This is a genomic window from Actinomadura roseirufa (assembly GCF_900659635.1).
Lineage (GTDB): Bacteria > Actinomycetota > Actinomycetes > Streptosporangiales > Streptosporangiaceae > Spirillospora > Spirillospora roseirufa.
Map to the genome: position 1 here is coordinate 1 of NZ_CAACVB010000439.1, position 4,263 is coordinate 4,263.

Sequence of the window (4,263 nt, forward strand, 5' to 3'; positions counted from 1 at the left end):
CTGCGCTCGCTGGAGGAGCTGCTGGCGGTGCTGGAGGCGGCGGCGGGCGAGCCGTCCGCGCGCGAGCAGGCCGCCCGGTGCCGCCGCGAGCTGGCCGAGGCGGTCGCCGAGCTCGACGGCCTGGCCCGCGGCGTGCACCCGGCGATCCTGGCGGACGCGGGGCTGGGTCCGGCGCTGGAGCTGGTCGCGGCCAGGGCGGCGCTGCCGGTGCGCCTTGAGGTCCCGGACCTGCGGTTCCCGCCCGAGGTCGAGTCGACCCTGTACTTCGCGCTGTGCGAGGCGCTGGCGAACGCCGCCAAGCACGCGCGCGCGGGCTCGGTGGAGCTGAGCGTCCGGGCCGGGCCGGACGGCATCGTCGCGCGGGTCCGCGACGACGGCGCCGGGAACGCGGCGCCGGTGCCGGGCGGCGGGCTCGCCGGGCTCACCGGGAGGGTGCGGGCGCTGCGGGGCCGGGTCGAGGTGCACAGCCCGCCCGGCGCGGGCACGACCGTGACGATCGCGCTCCCACCACCGCGGTGATCCGGCGCCGCGCGGACGGGCCCTACCGGTCGTCCTCCGCCGCGCTCTGGTCCGCCGCCTGCATGGATCTCTCGTACTCGTCGAGGGCAGCGTGCCCCTGGGCGACCAGTTCGGGGCTCAGCAACTGGTCGGCGAAGACCTCCAGCACCGCCCGGCGGAGCCGGGGCGCGCCCTTCGCGCTGAGGGTGTCGGCGCCCAGCGCCCGGGACAGGTGATCGCGCAGCACGAGGGTGCTGATGCTCATCGCGGCCATGGCCGCGGCGTAGGCGTGCAGGTCGCGCGTGGCGGGCCGGGCCCGCCCGGGGCGCGGCGAGTCCAGGTACCGCTCGGTCAGCTCGACCAGGTCGTCGAACAGCCGCTCCGCGGCCGCCGAGTCGTCGACCAGCGCGCGGGCGAAGTAGCGCCGCACCGGCAGGTCCACCTCCAGCGCCGCGGCCACGGCCCCCGGGTCGGCGAGCCGATCGCCGACCCCGTCGCTGAGCTCGCGCACCACGTCCAGCGCGTAGGCGTCGCAGGCGGCGCGCAGCTCCTCCTTCGTGCCGTAGTGGTGCTGGACGAGGCCGACCGAGACCCCGGCCGCCTCGGCGATGCTGCGGAACGTCGCGCCGCGGACGCCCCGCTCGGCGAACTGCAGCAGCGCCGCGTCCCTGATCCGCGCCCGCGCCGTCAGATCCTCCGGCGGCGGGGACGCGCCCCGGCCCGGTACCGGCATGACCGACCTCCAATATGTACGTATTGGAATCAATATGTACGTATACCATATGCCGGTATTGGAGACGCCCGGCACGGGCCGGACGATCAGACCTTGCGGGCGACGGCCCCGTGCACGTCCACGTCCACGGGCTCCCCGAACAGGTCCGCCTCCGGCCGCCAGCGCAGGCAGGACACCTGGCCCGGTTCCAGCAGTTCGAGCCCCTCGTACAACCGTGCCAGCTCCGCGGGCGTGCGCAGGACGTACGGGACGGCGCCCGTGTCGTCATACTCTTCCTGCGCCTGCTGAAGGGCCTCGCCCTGCACCTCGTAAGTGCCGTCGTAGTGGATGAGGAAACTGCCGGAGGGCAGCGCCTCCAGGAGCCGCCGGGTGAGCGCGACCGCCTCCTCGAAGTCGGCGATGTGCCCGAGGACGCCCATCAGCATCAGCGCGACCGGCCGCCCGAAGTCGAGCGTCTTGGCCGCCCCGTCCAAAATGGTCGCGGTGTCGCGCAGGTCGGCGTCGATGTAGTCGGTCGCGCCCCCGGGCGTGCTGGTCAGCAGGGCCCGCGCGTGCGCGAGCACGAGCGGGTCGTTGTCGACATAGACGATTCGCGCTTCCGGGGCCACCCGCTGTGCCACCTCGTGCGTGTTGTCCATGGTCGGCAGCCCCGTCCCGATGTCGAGGAACTGCCGGACGCCCTCCTTCGCGGCCAGGTGCCGGACGGCGCGGCTGAGGAAGGTGCGCGACGCGCGGGCCATGTCGACCACGCCGGGCGCCTGCTCGCGGTACAGGTCGCCGGCCCTGCGGTCCACGGGGTAGTTGTCCTTGCCGCCCAGCCAGTAGTTCCAGATCCGCGCCGAATGCGGGACCGTGGTGTCGATCTCCGGGGGCGCCGGCTCGTCGGTCACGGGGCCTGCCTTCCTGACGGTGACGCGCTCGCGCGGCGGCCCGGGGCCGCCAAGACAGGACCTTAGGGCGGTGAGCGTACAAGGTCATCCGGACGCCCCGCGCGATCGCGTTTTGGGCCGGGCCGGAACGGCCGCCCTCCCCGGAACGGCCTTCACTCGGCGAGTTAGCTTAGGCTAGCCTCATCTCGTGTTGTCGTCCGCGCGGAGAACCCTCGTCGCCCGTCCAGCGCAGGGGACCGAATCGCGCCGGCCCGAGGGCCGCGCGCCGGATCCCTTCCCTACCCCCGTCCCCGCCTCGCAGGCCGCGGCCGAGCCCGCGCCCGCCCCGGCAGCGCGCCGTGTTCCGCGCCGTCTTCCGTGCCGGGTTCCGCGCGGCACGGCCCGCTGGGGCGGGCTCGCCGCGCTCGGCTGCGTCCTGCTGCTGGCGGTCGCGGCGAGCCTGGGCATCGGCGCCGAGCACATCCCGCCCGGCCGGGTCGCGGCCGGCCTGCTCCACCCGGACGGGTCCCGGGACGCGCTGATCGTCCAGGAACTGCGGCTGCCCCGCACGCTGCTCGGGCTCGCGGTGGGCGCGGCCCTCGGGCTGGCCGGCGCGGTGATGCAGGCGCTCACCCGCAACCCGCTCGCCGAGCCCGGCCTGCTCGGCGTGAACGGCGGCGCCGCGCTCGCCGTCGTCCTCGTCATCGGCACGTTCCGGACCGACGAGGCGCTCGTCTACGTGTGGGCGGCCTTCGCCGGCGCCGCGGCCACGGCCGCGCTCGTGTACCTCATCGGCGCGCGGGGCCGCGGCGGCGCGTCCCCGGCGCGGCTGGTGCTCGCCGGCGCCGCGGTCAACGCCGTGTGCACCGCGCTGACCGCGGGCCTGATGCTGCTCTCCCCGCGCGCCTTCAACGGCTTCCGGTTCTGGCAGGTCGGCTCGCTCGGCGGCCGGGACCTCGCCGTGCTCGCCCGGGTGCTGCCGTTCGTGGTGGCGGGAACGGTCCTGGCTCTGCTGCTGGCCCGCCCGCTGAACGCCCTCGGCCTCGGCGAGGAGACGGGCCGGGCGCTCGGCGCGCGTCCCGCCGCCGTCCGCGCCCTCGGCGCGCTCGCCGTGGTGCTGCTGTGCGGGTCCGCGACCGCGGCGGCGGGCCCGATCGCCTTCCTCGGCCTCGCCGTCCCGCTGATCGCCCGCGCGCTCACCGGGCCCGACCAGCGGTGGGTGCTGCCGTACTCGCTGCTGCTCGCGCCCGTGCTGCTGCTCGGCGCGGACGTCCTCGGCCGCGTGGTCGCCCCCGGGGAACTGGAGACCGGCATCGTCACCGCGTTCCTCGGCGCGCCGCTGTTCATGCTGATGGTCCGGCGGGGAAGGACGCGCGGGCTGTGAGCCGGGTCGTGCGCGCGGGCGGGTTCTCGGTGCGCTGGGAACCGCGCGCCGCGCTGGTGTGCGCCGGGCTCGCGCTGCTCGCCGCGGGCGCCGCCGTGCTCGTGGTCGGCTCCGGGGAGTTCCCGGTCCCGCCCGCCGACGTGCTGAGCGCCCTCGCCGGGCGGGCCGACCAGGCGACCGAGTTCATCGTCACGACGCTGCGGCTGCCGCGCGCGGTCACCGGGCTGCTCGCCGGGCTCGCGCTCGGGCTCAGCGGCGCGATCTTCCAGAGCATGTCGCGCAACCCGCTCGGCAGCCCCGACCTCATCGGGTTCACCACCGGGTCGGCGACGGGCGCGCTGCTGCAGATCCTCGTGTTCGGCGGCGGCGCCGTCGCGATCGCCGCGAGCTCGGTGGCGGGCGCGGTGCTGACCGCGCTCGCGGTGTACCTGGTCGCGCACCGGCCGGGCGGCGGGGTGAACGGCACGCGGCTCGTGCTGATCGGGGTCGGCGCCGCGGCGATGCTGGAGGCGCTGAACTCCTACCTCATCACCCGCGCCGAGCTGCGCGAGGCCTACGAGGCGGCGTTCTGGCTGACCGGCAGCCTGAACGGGCGCGGCTGGGAACAGGCCGCGCCGCTGGCCGCGGCGCTGGCCGTGCTCGTCCCGGCGGCGCTGGTGCTCGGCCGCCCGCTCGGCATGGCCGAGCTCGGCGACGACGCCGCGCGGGCCCTCGGCGTGCCCGTCCAGCGAACGCGGGCGCTGCTGACGGCCACCGGGGTCGGGCTCGTCGCGGCGGCG

5 protein-coding genes are annotated in these 4,263 nt (G+C 76.2%); 3 read left to right on the forward strand and 2 right to left on the reverse strand.

Annotation, left to right across the window (positions count from 1 at the left end; translation table 11 throughout):
• A partial coding sequence (locus E1291_RS42870; protein ID WP_370771122.1) for a sensor histidine kinase occupies window positions 1–519 on the forward strand: 519 nt, incomplete at its 5' end.
• 22 nt (window positions 520–541) lie between these two features.
• Here E1291_RS42870 and E1291_RS39635 read toward each other — a convergent pair.
• Window positions 542–1,231, reverse strand: a complete 690-nt coding sequence (locus tag E1291_RS39635) for a TetR/AcrR family transcriptional regulator (protein WP_131743150.1) — start codon at window positions 1,229–1,231, stop codon at window positions 542–544.
• Between the two features lie 86 nt (window positions 1,232–1,317).
• A complete protein-coding gene (locus tag E1291_RS39640; RefSeq protein ID WP_131743151.1) occupies window positions 1,318–2,121 on the reverse strand; it encodes an SAM-dependent methyltransferase in 804 nt (267 codons plus the stop codon).
• A gap of 187 nt (window positions 2,122–2,308) precedes the next feature.
• Here E1291_RS39640 and E1291_RS39645 point away from each other — a divergent pair, with 187 nt between their 5' ends.
• Window positions 2,309–3,484: a FecCD family ABC transporter permease gene (locus E1291_RS39645; RefSeq protein ID WP_242614671.1), complete on the forward strand. Its 1,176-nt coding sequence runs from the start codon at window positions 2,309–2,311 to the stop codon at window positions 3,482–3,484.
• On the forward strand, window positions 3,481–4,263 hold a 783-nt coding region (locus tag E1291_RS39650), incomplete at its 3' end, for a FecCD family ABC transporter permease (RefSeq protein WP_131743152.1). The genes E1291_RS39645 and E1291_RS39650, both read left to right, overlap by 4 nt.